The organism is Nitrosomonas sp. sh817 (genome assembly GCF_030908545.1).
Classification (GTDB): Bacteria; Pseudomonadota; Gammaproteobacteria; order Burkholderiales; family Nitrosomonadaceae; genus Nitrosomonas.
Map to the genome: position 1 here is coordinate 1,356,608 of NZ_CP133083.1, position 13,536 is coordinate 1,370,143.

Genomic DNA, 13,536 nt, shown 5'->3' on the forward strand with positions numbered 1-13,536 from the left:
CAGCTTGTGCCAAATCATAACTCTTCCGCTCATTAACCGACAAGCAGACATATTTATTTTTCCTCCAACACAACTTTTAAGTCAGGCTCAGATGAGCCGGAATGGTGGAATTCAATAAATTGTTGATTTTAATTGTTAGATTAGTTTCCAAACAATCGAATTCAAATAGCTTGTCCGTGGTTCTCATGTTTCTTAACCAAGTCAGTTGACGCTTAGCCAACTGGCGAGTAGCAGCGATTCCCATATCCAATAACGCTTTGTTGTCAATAACATTATCCAAATAAAGACAAGCTTGGCGATAACCGACGCAGCGCATTGACGGGGACTCGATATTCAAATCCGGAAATTGTTGCCGGATCAGTTGAACTTCATCAATCAATCCGCGATTCAGCATTGTTTCAAAACGCTTGGCTATTCTTTGGTGCAATTCGCTACGATCACTAGGAAGGAGAGCAATGCGGATCACTTGAAACGGGAAATCTGCTTGATGGCGGGATTGTAAAATGCTCGACATGGGCTGTTTAGTCAGATAACAAACTTCAAGTGCGCGTTGAATTCGCTGGCTGTCCGTTGGTTTGATTCGTATTGCAGTTTCTTTGTCGATTTCAGAGAGTTTGTGATGCATGACAGGCCAGCCAACTTTTTTGGCCATTTCTTCCAAGCCTTGACGAAGTTCTTTATTTGCCGGCGGCAAAACTGAAAGACCATCTTGCAGTGCACGGAAATAAAGCATGGTTCCACCGACGAGTAAAGGAATCTTATTGCGTTGACAGATCTCATTCATGATCTTCAAAGCATCTTGTCGAAATTTCGCAGCAGAATAACTTTGATCCGGATCGATGAGATTGATGAGATGATGGGGAGTTCTGACTAACGTTTCTGGTTCAGGTTTTGCCGTTCCGATATCCATGTATCGATATACTTGCGCGGAATCAACACTGATAATTTCGACCGGAAAATTTTCAGCAATATCCAAGGCTATTTGACTTTTCCCGCTTGCAGTAGGGCCTAGCAAAAAAATCACCGGTGGGAAATTTTCTGATGGGAGCATTGTTGATATTCGCTTAGGAATAAATTTAGAGTTAGTGTTGTCCAATCATTTGCCGAAGCGCTAAAGATAATACGAATTGTATAATGAAATAGCCATTGGACAATCAGCGAAACTCGGCTAAACTTCAAATTAAATTAACTGTTATGGGAATTACCATTGAAAATCTTCGCCATTACTTTATTTGTAATCATAATTTATAATCTGGGTTCAGCGCTATATTACATGTTTAAGGATCAGGGGCATTCGACTCGCATGGTCCGGTCGCTAAGTATCCGTATCGGATTGTCACTTTTTCTTTTTATTGTAATGATGATATCAACCCGGTTGGAAATGCTGGACGAGTAAAAAGCAGTTTTACTTTTTCAATTCAATCCAGCGCATTCCGCAACTGAATGGGGTTACAGAAGCTTTTCAAAGATGTCGTGATCATTGGAGCGGGTGCCGCCGGAATGATGTGCGCGATCGAAGCTGGCAAGCGCGGGCGCCGTGTATTGTTGATGGATCATGCCCGCAAAATTGGCGAAAAAATCCGCATATCGGGCGGCGGGCACTGCAACTTCACAAACCGTTATGTTAAACCGGAAAACTATATTTCCAGCAATCCGGATTTTTGCCGCTCAGCACTGGCACGCTATACACCGCAAGATTTCATTGCCCTGATCAAGAAACACGGGATCCGTTATCATGAAAAAAAATTAGGGCAGTTGTTTTGTGATGGCAGCTCGCAACAAATTATCGATTTATTGAAAATTGAGTGCGATTCTGCCGGTGTTGATTGGCAAATGCCGTCAAAAGTACAGAAGATAGCGTATCTTGCTACCCAAAATGAGCAGGATCATGTCGATCGTAAGTTCAGTATTACAACGGAAACGAGCTGCATTGAGACCGATTCGCTTGTTGTTGCGACAGGTGGTTTGTCAATACCGCAGATTGGTGCAAGTGCCTTTGGTTACAAAATTGCTGAACAATTTGGTATTCCTGTTATTTCTTTACGACCCGCATTGGTAGGATTAATTTTTGCAGATGGGGATTTTGCAGAATTTAAAAATATATCAGGCATGAGCATTGATGCTGAAGTCAGTTGCGATTGTGCGTCTTTTCGTGAAAATATTTTATTCACGCATCGTGGTTTAAGTGGTCCGGCTATTCTACAGATATCTTCCTATTGGCGCCCAGGTCGGACACTTCACGTGAATCTATTGCCTGATCAGGATTTGCAACAATCATTTTCCGAATTTCGCAAACTCTCTACCACTTTACCTAATTTTTTAGCGTGTTATCTCCCCAAACGTTTTGTCAAAATTTGGTGTTCAAAATTTTTTCCTGACATGTTAATTTCTTCACGTTCGTTGAGTGAATATCGAGACAGAGAATTGCAGTGCATCATCGAAAAGCTTCACAAATGGTCGATTATACCAATTGGAACAGTTGGTTACAAAAAAGCAGAAGTTACGGCTGGCGGTATTGATACTTGTGAGTTATCTTCAAAAACAATGGAATGCAAACGTGTGCCTGGATTGTACTTTATTGGTGAAGTGGTTGATGTTACGGGACACTTAGGGGGATATAATTTTCACTGGGCTTGGTCATCCGGTTATGCGGCGGGTCAATTTGTCTGAGTTTTCCTGCTGGTTTTAAGGTTTAGTGAGTGCTATTTTGTGGTTGAGCGGTAGCAGTACACGCTGAGATCAGATCGCTTATGGCATTAGATATTCTATTGTGTAGAAAGGGGAAAATGGATATATTTGTGGGAAATCCTTGATGATGAGGGGGTAATTTTATGACAAATGACTTGACTTTGGACCCCAAGGTCGACTAGCCTGAGAGGCGTAGCTAAATTAGAGGGGAAGTAGAGTTTAATTTAGCTGCCGAAATTTTAAGCAGTACTAATTAATTAGTATTAGAAGCAGTAGAAGAAAAGAGAAGTAGTTTTGATTAACAGATAGGAGGTAGAAAGATGGCAACAACGTATGGCACAACGAGTAGCGCGTCGAGCGCGAGCTATGACATGTCGCTGTGGTACGACTCGAAGTACTACAAACTGGGCATGGGCACCATGCTGCTGGTAGCGATATTCTGGATCTGGTACCAAAGGACATTTGCGTATTCACACGGAATGGACTCGATGGAACCGGAATTTGACAAAGTATGGATGGGACTGTGGCGGGTACACATGACCCTGATGCCTTTGTTTGCATTGGTAACCTGGGGCTGGATACTGAAGACCCGTGACACCAAAGAGCAATTGGACAACCTGGACACCAAATTGGAAATCAAACGTTATTTCTACTGGATGATGTGGCTGGGTGTTTACTTGTTTGGTGTTTACTGGGGCGGCAGCTTCTTCACCGAACAAGATGCAAGCTGGCACCAAGTAATTATTCGTGACACCAGCTTCACGCCAAGTCACGTGGTAGTGTTCTACGGCTCATTCCCGATGTACATCGTATGTGGTGTAGCATCCTACCTGTACGCGATGACCCGTCTGCCACTGTACAGCCGCGGCACATCATTCCCGCTGGTAATGGCGATTGCAGGCCCATTGATGATTCTGCCGAACGTTGGTTTGAACGAATGGGGTCATGCATTCTGGTTCATGGAAGAACTGTTTAGCGCGCCATTGCACTGGGGCTTTGTAATTCTGGGCTGGGCAGGCTTGTTCTCGGGCGGTATTGCAGCACAAATCGTCACCCGTTACTCAAACCTGACTGACGTAACCTGGAACGGTGCAAGCCGCGAAATTCTGAACAACAGAATTGTTCCTTAATTTCTGAGTAAGAATGTCACACCTGCAAGCCAGGTGTGACAGAAGAAATTAAGTAACGAAGAGAAAAGATGAAAACGGGCTAAGGCAGGCGATGTAAAAGGAAGTAAAGGGAATCGTCGAGTTTTCATATTTAATATCACACGAAATGAAGAAGGGAGGGTCTAGTGAGTAGAACAGACGAAATTTTAGCAGCGGCAAAGATGCCGCCAGAAGCGATCAGGATGTCCAGATATATCGACGCGGTATATTTTCCGATCCTGTGCATCTTGTTGGTAGGAACATTCCACATGCACTTCATGCTGTTGGCAGGTGACTGGGATTTCTGGCTTGACTGGAAAGACCGTCAATGGTGGCCGGTAGTAACACCGATCGTAGGCGTTATGTATTGCGCGGCACTGCAATATTACCTGTGGGTAAACTACCGTTTATCCTACGGTGCGACACTGTGTATCGTATGCCTGTTAGTCGGAGAATGGCTGACCCGTTACTGGGGATTCTACTGGTGGTCACACTACCCGTTGAATTTTGTACTGCCATCAACGATGATACCTGGCGCATTGATGCTGGATACCATATTGCTGCTGACCGGTAACTGGCTGATCACGGCACTGTTGGGTGGTGGATTCTGGGGATTATTCTTCTATCCTGGCAACTGGCCGATTTTTGGACCGACCCACTTACCGCTGGTAGTAGAAGGCGTACTGTTATCAGTAGCTGACTACACAGGCTTCTTATATGTACGTACCGGTACACCGGAATATGTACGCCTGATTGAACAAGGCTCACTGCGTACCTTTGGTGGTCACACCACGGTTATTGCGGCATTCTTCTCAGCGTTTGTATCGATGTTGATGTACTGCGTATGGTGGTACTTTGGCAAGATCTACTGCACCGCATTCTTCTATGTTAAAGGAGAAAGAGGACGCATCTCTATGAAGAACGACGTAACCGCATTTGGTGAAAAAGGCTTTGCACAGGGGATTAGATAATGAATATAAGAAGCATATTTAAGCTGGGCGTATTAGGCCTGTATGGAGCGGCAATAGGAGCGGCCTCACTGGCACTGACACTGACAGTAGATGTTCAGACAGCGGCGGCGCACGGTGAACGTTCGCAAGAACCGTTCCTTCGTATGCGTACGATTCAATGGTACGACCTGAAATGGCAACCGAAAGTCACCAAAGTGAACGACATTGCAACGATTACCGGTAAATTTCACTTGGCGGAAGACTGGCCACGTGCGGTAGGCAAGCCGGAACGCGCATTCTTCAACGTAGGTAGCCCGAGCCCGGTGTTTGTACGTTTAAGCACCAAATTGAATGGCGAACCGACGTTTATTTCTGGACCGTTGCAAATTGGCCGTGACTATGAATTTGAAGTCAGACTGAAAGCAAGGATTCCAGGACGCCATCACATGCATGCGATGGTAAACGTCAAAGAAGCGGGCCCGATCGCAGGACCGGCATCGTGGATGAACATCTCAGGCAACTGGGATGACTTCACCAACCCGGTAACCACTTTGACAGGCAAAACCATTGATCTGGAGACATTTAACTTCAGTAATGGCGTGTTCTGGCACTTGGTATGGTTAGGCTTAGGCTGCTTCTGGATTGGCTACTATGTAGCACGTCCGATGTTCCTGCCGCGTAGCCGTGTACTATTAGCATACGGTGATGAACTGCTGCTGGATCCAATGGATCGCAAAGTAGGCATGGCAGTAGCGATCCTGACCTGTGCACTAGTATGGGGCGGCTATCGTTATACCGAAAGCGTCCATCCATACACAGTACCGATTCAAGCGGGTGAATCGAAAGTAGAACCGATGCCGATTGCACCGAATCCGGTTGCGATCAAGGTAACGCATGCTAACTACGACGTACCTGGACGTGCTCTGCGTGTAACGATGGAAATCACCAACAACGGTGACTCGGCAGTTAACATTGGCGAGTTCACGACAGCGGGTGTCCGTTTTGTAAACGACTTGGGACGCAAATATCTGGATCCTGACTATCCACGCGAACTGGTAGCGACTGGTTTGACGATGGAAGATGAAAGAGGGATTGAACCAGGAGAAACCCGGGAAGTTAAGATGGAAGCCAAAGACGCGTTGTGGGAAGTACAACGTTTGATGGCGCTGTTGGGTGACCCGGAAAGCCGCTTTGGTGGTTTGTTGATGACATGGGATGACGAAGGCAATCGTTATATTAACAGTATTGCTGGCGCAGTAATTCCAGTCTTTACCAAGCTATAAGATAGAGCGAGTCTGAACACCGGTACACCACTGTCGCAAGACAGCCGGTGTACCGGTTTTTTTTTATATCGCAATGCAATCAACCGAGTTTACGTCATGTCGTCCATATGATAACTTACTGGATTATTTCAAAATTAACATGGTTATAGTGCTTGTGAATGCAAGTTTTATATCTCTAATTTTCTTCTGATTCGTCAAATTTTCTTGTCTAACCGTAATCCGCAATCAAAAAATCGCAATAATGCACGAAGATACAAAAATGCACGGCTTAAAGACCAAAGGTTTGAGAAAGGGAGCCGTTTCTAATTCGGCAGCCGTGACAATCGGTTTGGCGGCTACAGCTCCTGCCTATTCGCTCACGGGAGCGCTGGGACACGGTGCTTCTGAAATTGGCTATCAATTGCCGATCATATTCATATTGTCAGTAATACCCATGTTCTTTGTTGCGCTATCCTATAAACATCTCACTTCTTCCGCACCAGATTCAGGTACAGTATTTACTTGGGGCTCCAAGGCGATTGGGCCGCGTTTTGGCTGGTTTGGCGGTTGGTCTCTACTACTTGCAAGTATTTTGGCTGGGGTTGCTGCAACTCAAATAATTGTCAATTCCATAGTGATTATTTTAGATATGACAGAGCCATCGCTATGGCTTCGCTCCGGTGTCGCAATATTATTTATCGTGAGCTCAACTTACTTGACTGCATTGGGTGTCGAAGAATCTGCACGAACTACCATGATATTGACCATTACGCAATATGGCGGACTGATTGCATTGGCAGCTGTTCTTTTTTTACAGATATCCCAGGGTAATGCTGCCGTTACTGCCGAACCACTTTCTCTCGATTGGTTTAATCCATTTGCAATTCCTTCATTTGATACTTTTTTGAATGGATTTCTAGTCGCGTTATTCATTTTTTGGGGATTCGATGCTGCATTGGCAATGTCTGAAGAAACCCAAGGCAGCGCGGAACAAGCCGGCAGAAGCGGTATCATTGCTATGGCAATTACAGTAATGACTTATGTAATTTTCTCTATTGCTGCACTGGCTTATGCGGGGGTTGATAGTGGCGATGCTTCCAGTCTGACTTTCAAAGACAATATAGATTCAATACTGACAATGCTTGCGATGCAGATAATCGGCTCTCATGGCGCTCTCATTGCCGCGATTATCATTGCACTATCGGCTTTCTCTGCAACAATATCGACCATAATGCCGGCAGCGCGGGCGGCGCTGGCAATGGCCACTTATCGCGCGCTTCCTCAACGGTTTTCTTCAATTAATGCGACTACCAGGACACCAAAGTTTGCAACATGGACGATCGGCGCAATGACACTTGTTATATATATCGTTTTAACTGCAATCAGTGAATCGGTTGTTAAAGACACAATCCAGAGTGTTAGTATTGCTGTGTGCACCTACTATATTGTCGCTGCGCTATCTTGTGTGTTGTATTTTCATCGTACTGCATTTAATCATTGGAGTACTGCTTTATCGCAAATTATTCTTCCTGCAACTGCAGTTGTTATATTGTTTGTGGTCAGTGTGTTGCAAGCATGGAATATGATGGATCCAACCTATGGTTCAAGTGGATCGATTGGTGGAGTTGGGGCTGTATTTTTGATAGGGGTCGCGACGCTGCTATGCGGCGTCCCATTAATGATTTTATGGAATCTTTTTGAGCCTCGTTTCTTCCGGGGGGAAACATTGCCATTGGAAAGAGCCCACATGGTCCCAGATGCCGAGGATAACAGAGTTCAGCAGTAGTCAGGAATGACGAAGCTGCTGTGACGCTTGAACTATTAACCAACGTGTGAAAGTGAAGAGAGCCTAATCGCTGGTTAGATTGCTTTGTCTTTTTCAAGTGGAAAAGCAGCATCACGCCATGCTTTAATGCCGCCTTTCATCGATGCAACATTTCGATAACCCATTTGCTGTAATGCATCCGCCGCTAATACGGAACGATAACCACCACCGCAATACAAAACTATCGATACATTTCTATCGGGAACAACCGATTCGATGTCTCGTTCAAGTATTCCTTTCCCGAGGTGACGTGCACCGGCCGCATGGTCAATCCAATATTCATGATCTTCGCGGACGTCAATGAAATAAAATTTTTCTCCCTGAGCGATGCGGACTTGCACTTCTTCCGCTGTGCATTCTTTAATCCGCTCCTTTACTTGCTCTACTAGCTTTAAGAATCCTGGATTGTGATGCATTTATGATCTTGGTAGTATTAAATGATTGGTGCTGTTGAGAGGAGTCGAACCTCCGACCTACTGATTACGAATACTAAAGCCCATATATACCTACTGATTAATTAATATTAATGTAAATATATATAACAATATGTTATGATTAATGTCACATTAACGGGGTTACATAGAAATTAACCGTATTTCACTTACACTGTAACCCCGGTGTAACCCCAGTGAGGTTAATATGGAAAATAGAATCAATTTCACCAAGGCAGCTATTGACGCATTGCCTATACCTGAATCTGGCAAGCGCAGCACCTATCACGATATAAAAACTTCCGGCTTGCAGCTTCGCATCACTTCCACTGGCGTAAAAACCTTTAGCGTATACAGGCGTATCAAACGTGGTGATCCTGAGCGTATAACGCTTGGCCGTTATCCTGACATGACCGTAGAACAGGCAAGACGGGAAGCCGTAAGAATAGCCTCCGATATTGCAGAAGGCAAAAACCCCGCCGAGGTCAAACGCGGTCATAAAGCAGAATTAACTTTCTCTGATTTATTTGGCGATTATATGGAACGTCACTCCAAGCCAAAGAAAAAAACATGGGCAGAAGATCAGGCACAATTCAGGCTGTACCTTGAAAAGCCATTAGGCAAAAAAAAGCTATCAACCATTGACCGTAAAAGTATTGCACAGATACATAGCAGCATCACAAAAGCGGGATATGCGCCCACTGCAAATCGAGTAAAAGCATTGCTTTCCAGCGTTTTTGGATGGGCAATCACAGTAGGATTATGTGAATCGAATCCAGTTATCGGGATTAAATCAAACAAGGAAAATCAGCGTGACCGTTTCCTGCAATCCGATGAACTGCCAAGATTCTTTGAATCACTCGCAAAAGAACCCAATTCAACGATTAGGGATTACATACTGATTAGCCTGTTAACCGGTGCAAGGCGTAGTAATGTTTTATCTATGCGCTGGCAGGACATCAGCTTAGAGCGGGCGGAATGGCGTATTCCCATGACAAAAAACGGAACACCGCAAACAGTAGCACTGTCACCCGAAGCCATAGAGATATTACAGAACAGAAAACCATCGGATGATGCTGTATTTGTTTTTCCTGGAAGTGGCATGACTGGGCATCTAATGGAGCCAAAAAAGGGCTGGAAACGAATCCTAGAGCGTGCAGGAATAGACAACCTACGCATTCATGATCTAAGGCGAACGCTGGGAAGCTGGCAAGCCAAAACCGGCGCATCATTAGCGATTATCGGAAAATCACTCAATCATAAGAGCCAGAACACAACCGCTATTTATGCCCGACTCGATCTTGACCCGGTAAGAGATTCAGTCAATAAGGCAACTAGCGCGATGTTAACAGCTGCGGGATTAAAGGATAATGCAGAGGTAGTGAAGCTAAAGAAAGGTTAATAAATACCTCATAAGGAGCATAATGCTTAAGAGATATTACAGTATTGAAGAAGCGGCGGAGTTTCTAACTTCAGAACATGGACAGAGAATAACTCACAAGGATGTGCTGACACTTGCAAGGCATGGCGATATTCGCTTATGTACATGGTTTGATGGGCGAGTTGATTTATGTATTTGCTATGACCATCCCGAGCATCCAACAGTTGACTGGGAGGACACTTTTTCGTTCAAAGGATATGTCCAAATACCTAGAGACAAGATTGCGCCAAATGGTGGCGAGATTACATTTTCACCAAAAAATTCTATTGAAATAATAACATACGATGGCCCTCCATTGGCAGAAGTTGTGTATCCATATGGTTTTAGTTGGTGGGTTGAAACTAATTGCGACAATGCCGATATACCTGCACAAGATTTATTGAATCTTAGATCAAAGAAAGTAGAGTTAGAAAAACCACTCGCTACCACCGAACGTAATACTTTGTTAACTATCATCGGCCTTATGGCGAAAAATGGCTATGGGGATGATCTAAGCCAACCATATCAATTAGCCAAGAAAATTCAGGAAGCCGCCGAACTGCAAGGTATCAAAATAAGTGATGACACCATAGCCAAAAAACTCAAAGAGGCTAAAAAAATTTTAGTTGAAGAATCCGAATAAAATCAAATCTGATTATCCGAAATCGGATTGCTGAAATCCGAGTTAGGACAAAGCATTAAAACCATAATCTAGACTTTCTCATGTGTGCTGAGATTTTTTCAGCATTAATCAAACATGAGGAAGTTTTATTATGCAAACGCATTCTGCTGTAACAGCAATTCTTAAAAATCAATCTACCGATCCACTACTAACCCCACCAGAGGCAGCCGCGTATATCGGCGTAACCGAAAATACACTCAGCGTTTGGCGGTGTGTTGGGCGCTATAACATCCCATTTGTGAAAGTTGGGCGGCTTGTTAAATATCGCAAATCTGCGCTTGATGCTTTTATTGATCGACGCACGCACGGCGGGGAGGTGTAGTCTCATGCATACAAATGAAAATGCCCGCTTGCAGACAGATGCTAATACAACATTTGCCTTGAGTAACGCATATAGCGCTCTTGAAATAGTTGAACAAGCCCAAAGCGACATGCAATCCAAAGGAATAACGCCACCGGATCAGTTGGTTGTGGATGATAAAATTCATAGGTTTGGTAAAAACAAATCCTGCTGGTACGTGTTTCATGGTGATGGCATTCCAGCGGGTGCTTTTGGCGATTGGAGAACAGGCGAAACATATACATGGTGCATGAACATTGGACGGGAGCTAACACAAACCGAAAAGATTGAAAACCATGAAAGAATGGCAGAAATGCATCGTAAACGCGATGCTGAAAAAGCCAGAATCCACCAAGAAGCCAAGATTAAAGCCAACAAAATATGGGGTGAAGCAACACCAGTAACGGAACACCCATATTTGACGCATAAGGACATAAAGGCAAATGGCATTAAGGTGTATAAGGGGAGTTTAATAATACCGCTTTATAACGAAACCGGTGAAATTTGCTCGCTGCAATATATTGATGCTGATGGTCATAAGAAATTCATGCCCGATGGGCAGGTGAAAGATTGCTACTTCCGTATTGGGAAACCAAGAGACTTTGCGTGCATTGCTGAAGGATTCGCCACTGCCGCAAGTATTCATGAAGCGACTGGTTATGCTGTCATTGTGGCATTCAATGCCGGTAAGTTAGTTGATGCTGCGAAATTTGCTCACAATAAATTTCCAGATATAAAAATAATTATCTGTGCAGATGATGACTATCAAACTGAAGGAAATCCAGGACTTACAAAAGCCAAAGAAGCCGCTAAATCAGTAAATGGTTATGTAGCTATTCCAGACTTTGGAGATAACAGGCCGAACGGTTTTAAAGACTTTAATGATTTATACCAATCTCATGGCATTGACGCTGTAAAGCACTGCCTAGATAAAATCACAAAGCCTCGAATATTACCTGAGCCGCTACCCGACATGCCCAATGTAATGCCTTTTGACTTTCAATATTTGCCCGGCATGGCACGGGGATATACCAATGATATCGCTCAACGAATGCAGTGCCCGCCTGATTATTTAGCTGTCACAGTTTATGTAATGTTAGCTGCTGTCATTGGACGCAAATTAGGTATCCGACCTATGAAATATGATGACTGGACGGTTACCCCAAATTTATGGGCTGCGAGTATTGGAAATTCAGGCACTCTTAAAAGCCCTGCACAGGCTGCTGCATTAGCACCTATTAAGAAATTGGCTGCTGATGCATATGAGAGATATGCGAAAGATCAAGCTGACTTTAATGCCGCTGCTTCACTTGCTGATATTAAAGAATCAGCTAATAAGTCAGCAGCTAGACAAAAATTAAAACAAGACCCTAATGCCGATGTATCAGAATTAATTAAGCCCGTCGAAATCGAGGGCACGCCATTTTTAAAGCGATACATAACAAACAACAGCACCTATGAAGCACTGGGTGACTTGCTCATAGAAAACCCTAATGGCTTATTAATCGAATCAGATGAGCTCATAGGCTTACTAAAGCAGCTTGATAGCAATGGACAGGAAGCTGCTAGAGCGTTTTATCTAACGGCTGCTGATGGTGATAAGGGTTATACATTTGACCGCATAGGGCGCGGCAAAGCGTTGCATGTGCCAGCACTTTGCATATCAATCATTGGCGGTATACAGCCGGGCGTGTTAAATCAATATGTACGTGATGCAGTAGGCGGCGGCGCTGGTGCAGATGGCTTATTACAGCGTTTCAGCTTAATGGTTTATCCTGATATTTCCAAAAACTGGAAAGAAGTAGATCGTTATCCAGATGTTGGTGTTAAAGACACTATGCACCAGTTGATTGATAAGCTAGACAATCTAAATCTGTTTGAGATTGGTGCAGAATCGGATGAATACTGCAAAATGCCATTCTTGCATTTTGACAATCAAGCACAGGCATTATTTTATGAATGGCGTAGGAATCTTGAAAGTCGATTGCGTTCAGGTGAAGAACATGAGTCGTTTGTATCGCACCTTTCCAAATATAGAAAGTTAGTACCCTCACTCGCATTAATCAATCACTTGTGTGATCAAGGCTATGGAGCAGTTGATGAAAAATCGTTGCTTCGTGCTATTGCTTATGCTGAATATTTAGAAAGTCATGCACGGCGCGTGTATAGCTTTGCAGCCAGACCGAATATTGATGCAGCCAAAAACCTTTTGAAACGGTTATCAGCAAACAAGCCTGATAAGCCTTTTACAGCGCGGGAAATATACCGAAAAGGCTGGACAGGATTAGAAACGCCCGCCAAAGCACAGGGTGCAATTGATCTGCTAGTTGATTATTGCCACTTGTTTGAATCGGAAATAATAACAGGTGGCAGACCTACTAAAATTTACACCTTGAATGAGGTGAAGGAATGAATTATTTATCAAAGCTGAAACAACTCGAAAGAGATGAAAATTTTAATAATACCCCATCGAATGAACTGCCAAAACCGCCAAAAGCCCCTTCTGTCAGTTTTGGCAGTGCGAATAAGGGGAATATTGAAAAAAATATTTGTGCAATCACAGATTTGAAGCCTGAATACAGACGGCAAAAGGTATTAACGATGCTGGCAGAGCAACCAGATTCACAGCGGGCATTTATTACCGATTTAGAAAGTGATCCTGATAATGCGATTTTGAGCATGGCAATTCGCAACGTGGCAACCTTTGAAATGATCATACCGCGAGAAAAATATGATGCATTCTTGCTATTGGAATTAATTCAGAAAGCACAGATTCAATAAGGTAATAAG

13 protein-coding genes are annotated in these 13,536 nt (G+C 43.8%); 11 read left to right on the top strand and 2 right to left on the bottom strand.

Going from position 1 to position 13,536, the window contains the following annotated elements:
* Window positions 1–76: 76 nt before the first annotated feature.
* The gene (miaA, locus tag RBH92_RS06430; RefSeq protein ID WP_307933936.1) at window positions 77–1,051 is read right to left on the bottom strand and encodes a tRNA (adenosine(37)-N6)-dimethylallyltransferase MiaA; all 975 of its coding nucleotides are present in this window, start codon (window positions 1,049–1,051) and stop codon (window positions 77–79) included.
* Between the two features lie 156 nt (window positions 1,052–1,207).
* On the opposite strand from miaA, the gene RBH92_RS06435 reads away from it, so the two are divergent.
* The 6 genes from RBH92_RS06435 to RBH92_RS06460 all read left to right on the top strand — a co-directional run bounded on the left by RBH92_RS06435 (window position 1,208) and on the right by RBH92_RS06460 (window position 7,834).
* Window positions 1,208–1,396: a twin transmembrane helix small protein gene (locus tag RBH92_RS06435; protein ID WP_292923402.1), complete on the top strand. Its 189-nt coding sequence runs from the start codon at window positions 1,208–1,210 to the stop codon at window positions 1,394–1,396.
* A gap of 47 nt (window positions 1,397–1,443) precedes the next feature.
* Window positions 1,444–2,670, top strand: a complete 1,227-nt coding sequence (locus RBH92_RS06440) for a BaiN/RdsA family NAD(P)/FAD-dependent oxidoreductase (RefSeq protein ID WP_307933776.1) — start codon at window positions 1,444–1,446, stop codon at window positions 2,668–2,670.
* 338 nt (window positions 2,671–3,008) lie between these two features.
* Complete coding sequence (locus RBH92_RS06445; protein ID WP_307932433.1) at window positions 3,009–3,818, top strand: methane monooxygenase/ammonia monooxygenase subunit C; 810 nt, start codon at window positions 3,009–3,011, stop codon at window positions 3,816–3,818.
* A gap of 164 nt (window positions 3,819–3,982) precedes the next feature.
* Window positions 3,983–4,807 carry a methane monooxygenase/ammonia monooxygenase subunit A gene (locus tag RBH92_RS06450; protein ID WP_307932432.1) on the top strand — a complete coding sequence of 275 codons (825 nt, stop codon included), beginning with the start codon at window positions 3,983–3,985 and terminating at the stop codon, window positions 4,805–4,807.
* On the top strand, window positions 4,807–6,069 hold the full coding sequence (locus RBH92_RS06455) for a methane monooxygenase/ammonia monooxygenase subunit B (protein WP_307932431.1): 1,263 nt from the start codon (window positions 4,807–4,809) through the stop codon (window positions 6,067–6,069). The genes RBH92_RS06450 and RBH92_RS06455 overlap by 1 nt, the downstream gene beginning before the upstream one ends.
* Window positions 6,070–6,310: 241 nt before the next feature.
* Window positions 6,311–7,834: an APC family permease gene (locus tag RBH92_RS06460; RefSeq protein ID WP_307933777.1), complete on the top strand. Its 1,524-nt coding sequence runs from the start codon at window positions 6,311–6,313 to the stop codon at window positions 7,832–7,834.
* Between the two features lie 74 nt (window positions 7,835–7,908).
* Here RBH92_RS06460 and RBH92_RS06465 read toward each other — a convergent pair whose 3' ends face one another.
* Complete coding sequence (locus RBH92_RS06465) at window positions 7,909–8,289, bottom strand: rhodanese-like domain-containing protein (protein ID WP_307933778.1); 381 nt, start codon at window positions 8,287–8,289, stop codon at window positions 7,909–7,911.
* Window positions 8,290–8,512: 223 nt separating this feature from the next.
* Here RBH92_RS06465 and RBH92_RS06470 point away from each other — a divergent pair, with 223 nt between their 5' ends.
* The 5 genes from RBH92_RS06470 (at window position 8,513) to RBH92_RS06490 (ending at window position 13,527) form a co-directional block, all read left to right on the top strand.
* A complete protein-coding gene (locus RBH92_RS06470; RefSeq protein WP_307933779.1) occupies window positions 8,513–9,706 on the top strand; it encodes a tyrosine-type recombinase/integrase in 1,194 nt (397 codons plus the stop codon).
* Between the two features lie 22 nt (window positions 9,707–9,728).
* Complete coding sequence (locus RBH92_RS06475) at window positions 9,729–10,367, top strand: hypothetical protein (protein WP_307933780.1); 639 nt, start codon at window positions 9,729–9,731, stop codon at window positions 10,365–10,367.
* Between the two features lie 130 nt (window positions 10,368–10,497).
* Window positions 10,498–10,728, top strand: coding sequence for a helix-turn-helix domain-containing protein (locus RBH92_RS06480; RefSeq protein WP_307933781.1), 231 nt, complete (start codon window positions 10,498–10,500; stop codon window positions 10,726–10,728).
* Window positions 10,729–10,732: 4 nt separating this feature from the next.
* On the top strand, window positions 10,733–13,159 hold the full coding sequence (locus RBH92_RS06485) for a DUF3987 domain-containing protein (protein WP_307933782.1): 2,427 nt from the start codon (window positions 10,733–10,735) through the stop codon (window positions 13,157–13,159).
* On the top strand, window positions 13,156–13,527 hold the full coding sequence (locus RBH92_RS06490) for a hypothetical protein (protein WP_307933783.1): 372 nt from the start codon (window positions 13,156–13,158) through the stop codon (window positions 13,525–13,527). The genes RBH92_RS06485 and RBH92_RS06490 overlap by 4 nt, the downstream gene beginning before the upstream one ends.
* The last annotated feature ends 9 nt before the right edge of the window (window positions 13,528–13,536 follow it).

What these genes read in the sequence shown, in the direction of transcription:
- RBH92_RS06470 (WP_307933779.1), top strand. Translation starts at nt 8,513, where the DNA reads ATGGAAAATAGAATCAATTTCACCAAGGCAGCTATTGACGCATTGCCT.
- RBH92_RS06445 (WP_307932433.1), top strand. Translation starts at nt 3,009, where the DNA reads ATGGCAACAACGTATGGCACAACGAGTAGCGCGTCGAGCGCGAGCTAT.
- miaA (WP_307933936.1), bottom strand. Translation starts at nt 1,051, where the DNA reads ATGCTCCCATCAGAAAATTTCCCACCGGTGATTTTTTTGCTAGGCCCT.
- RBH92_RS06455 (WP_307932431.1), top strand. Translation starts at nt 4,807, where the DNA reads ATGAATATAAGAAGCATATTTAAGCTGGGCGTATTAGGCCTGTATGGA.
- RBH92_RS06490 (WP_307933783.1), top strand. Translation starts at nt 13,156, where the DNA reads ATGAATTATTTATCAAAGCTGAAACAACTCGAAAGAGATGAAAATTTT.
- RBH92_RS06460 (WP_307933777.1), top strand. Translation starts at nt 6,311, where the DNA reads ATGCACGAAGATACAAAAATGCACGGCTTAAAGACCAAAGGTTTGAGA.
- RBH92_RS06440 (WP_307933776.1), top strand. Translation starts at nt 1,444, where the DNA reads ATGGGGTTACAGAAGCTTTTCAAAGATGTCGTGATCATTGGAGCGGGT.
- RBH92_RS06480 (WP_307933781.1), top strand. Translation starts at nt 10,498, where the DNA reads ATGCAAACGCATTCTGCTGTAACAGCAATTCTTAAAAATCAATCTACC.
- RBH92_RS06475 (WP_307933780.1), top strand. Translation starts at nt 9,729, where the DNA reads ATGCTTAAGAGATATTACAGTATTGAAGAAGCGGCGGAGTTTCTAACT.
- RBH92_RS06465 (WP_307933778.1), bottom strand. Translation starts at nt 8,289, where the DNA reads ATGCATCACAATCCAGGATTCTTAAAGCTAGTAGAGCAAGTAAAGGAG.
- RBH92_RS06485 (WP_307933782.1), top strand. Translation starts at nt 10,733, where the DNA reads ATGCATACAAATGAAAATGCCCGCTTGCAGACAGATGCTAATACAACA.